Below are 2412 nucleotides of genomic sequence, written 5' to 3'. Positions count from 1 at the left end.
GCGTGGCGCAGGGGAGGTCAGGGCGCAGGCAGGCGAGGTGGGAGTCCCAGGCGCGTGGGTGGTGGTCGTGGGCGAGGACGTCGTGATCACCCTGGCAGCCTACGGGCGCCTCGGCGGGTGGTCACTCCTCCTTCAAGCCGATTTGCGCCGTCGTCAGGCACGACGACGCCTCCCGCCCTCCGCTGCGCAGTCGGGCCGACCGGAGCGCAGGGGCGGCAAGGGCGCCACAGGGGAACTGACGGTGCCTCCTCCACCGGCAGCCTGCCTCCTACCCTGGGGCCATGACCTCCACCGGCCGTCCTGCTGCCACTCATGCCACCGCCACGTCCTCCACCACGGATGCGCGTGCCGAGATCAAGAGCTTCCTCACCACGCGCCGAGCCCGCGTCACACCGGAAATGGTTGCCCTGCCGGTGGGTGGGGGACACCGACGTGTGCCTGGGCTGCGCCGCGAAGAGGTCGCCATGCTGGCCGGCGTCAGCGTGGACTACTACACCCGGCTGGAGCGCGGAAACATGTCCGGCGCCTCGCAGGAGGTGCTGGAGGCCATTGCCGGCGCCCTGCTGCTGGACGACGCCGAGCGCCACCACCTCTTCGACCTCGCCCAGGCCGTCTCCCCCACCGGGCAGACCAGGCGGCGCAGCCAGCGGCCAGCCCATCGCTCGGTGCGTCCCGGGGTGCAGTGGATCCTGGACTCCACGCCCAACCCGGCGGCCGTGCGCGACGCCGTGGGCACCTACGTGGCGGCTAACGACCTGGCCCGCGCCCTGTACTCCCCGCTCTTCCTCGACCCGTGCGAGGCAGTGCGCTCCCCACACCCCAACATGGCTCGTTTCATGTTCCTGGACGAGCGCTCACGCAGCTTCTTCCCTACCTGGGAGCAGGGGGCTGAGGACCTCGTCGCCATGCTGCGCCTGGCGGCGGGAGCCGACCCCGCCCAGCCCGGTCTCCAGGCGCTTATCGGCGAGCTGTCGACGACGAGCCGCGAGTTCGCGACCCTGTGGGCACGCCACGACGTGCGCTACATGTGCCGCGGGGAGAAGATCATCAACCACCCGGTGGTCGGCGAGATCCACCTGGCCTACGAGCCGGCGACGATGGGCACCGCCCCTGACCTCACCATGCTGCTCTACGGCGTGGAGCCGGGCTCGCCCAGCGCTGACGCCCTGGCCCTGCTGTCAACCTGGGCGGCCACCGAGCTCGCTCCGGCCCGCGAGCGCGAGGTAGCGGCCGGTCACTGAGCCGTGAGTGTGCAGGTGTGACAACCAGTGTGCAGCCTCGTCCTGCACTGCCAAGGCGCTACCTGCACACTCGCGCCGGGCAGAGCCAGCCTCAGGCCTGCGGACGGAGCTGGACCATGAGCGCCTCGACCGCCAGCAGCGGCGCCGCGTTGGAGCGCAGGCGCTCCCGGCACTCCTCGATCGCCGCGATCCGGGCCAGGGACTGGGGAGCACCGGTGCTGCGCGCCACCTGCGTCACCACCTCGTCAAGGTCCGTGTTGACCCGCTCGACGTCCGATCCCATCTGCGTGGCCAGCACGTCGCGATAGAAGGACAGGAGGTCGATCATCGCCCGGTCCAGGACGTCCGTGCGGGCACGCTTGGCCCGCCGCTTCTGGTCCTCCTCCAGCTGCCTGACCTGCGCACGCAGCGCCGGGGGAACCTTGGCGTCTCCCTCCATGCCCAGGGCACGCAGGAGCTCGGCCTTCTCAGCGGCGTCACGCTGCTCAGTGGCCTCCTTAGCCTCGGCCTCAGCGCTGTCGACGAGCTCGGCGGCCGCCAGCACGGCGTCCCCAACGCTGCGCAGGCTCACCGGTGCCAGCAGGAGCCGACGACGCCGCTCCCACGCGCCAGGGTCGGTCGCCAGGTGGCGGGCCAGGCCGATATGGGACTGGCTGGCCCTCGCGGCCCGGGCTGCCAGGGCGGGATCCGCCCCGTCACGGCGCACCAGCAGCTCGGCGACGGCGTCCGCCGGGGGGATCCGCAGCGTCACCAGGCGGCAGCGCGAGCGGATGGTGGGCAGGACGTCGTCAGCCGAGGGGGTGCACAGGATCCACACCGTCTGGGGCGGGGGCTCCTCGATGGACTTCAGCAGCACGTTCGTGGTGCGCTCGACCATGCGATCGGCGTCCTCGACGAGGATGACGCGCCAGCGCCCGGTCCAGGGCCGACGCTGGGCCTCACCGATGAGCTCTTTGACCTCCTCCATGGTGATGAGGAGCTTGTCCGTGGCCAGGCGAACCACATCGGGGTGGGAGCCGCTCATGACGTCCCGGCAGGCCTTGCACTGCCCGCACCCAGGCTGCGGCCCGGTGCACTGCAAGGCAGCCGCGAAGGCCCTGGCCGCGTTCGAGCGCCCGGAGCCCGGCGGGCCAGTGACGAGCCGGGCGTGAGTCATGGCCGAGGCGTCCAC

Annotated in this window: 2 protein-coding genes; one reads left to right on the top strand and one right to left on the bottom strand. The window is 71.8% G+C overall.

Annotation, left to right across the window (positions count from 1 at the left end):
• Positions 1–281 precede the first annotated feature (281 nt).
• Complete coding sequence (locus HMPREF0058_RS02070) at positions 282–1241, top strand: helix-turn-helix domain-containing protein (protein ID WP_006548008.1); 960 nt, start codon at positions 282–284, stop codon at positions 1239–1241.
• Positions 1242–1332: 91 nt separating this feature from the next.
• Here the strand turns inward: HMPREF0058_RS02070 and HMPREF0058_RS02065 are convergent.
• Positions 1333–2412 (bottom strand): DNA polymerase III subunit delta' (locus tag HMPREF0058_RS02065; RefSeq protein WP_141560447.1); only part of this gene is annotated, 1080 nt, incomplete at its 5' end.

The sequence above is a fragment of the Actinomyces urogenitalis DSM 15434 genome, assembly GCF_000159035.1.
In the GTDB taxonomy this organism is placed as follows: Bacteria; Actinomycetota; Actinomycetes; order Actinomycetales; family Actinomycetaceae; genus Actinomyces; species Actinomyces urogenitalis.
This window is presented reverse-complemented; position numbering and strand designations above follow the sequence as displayed.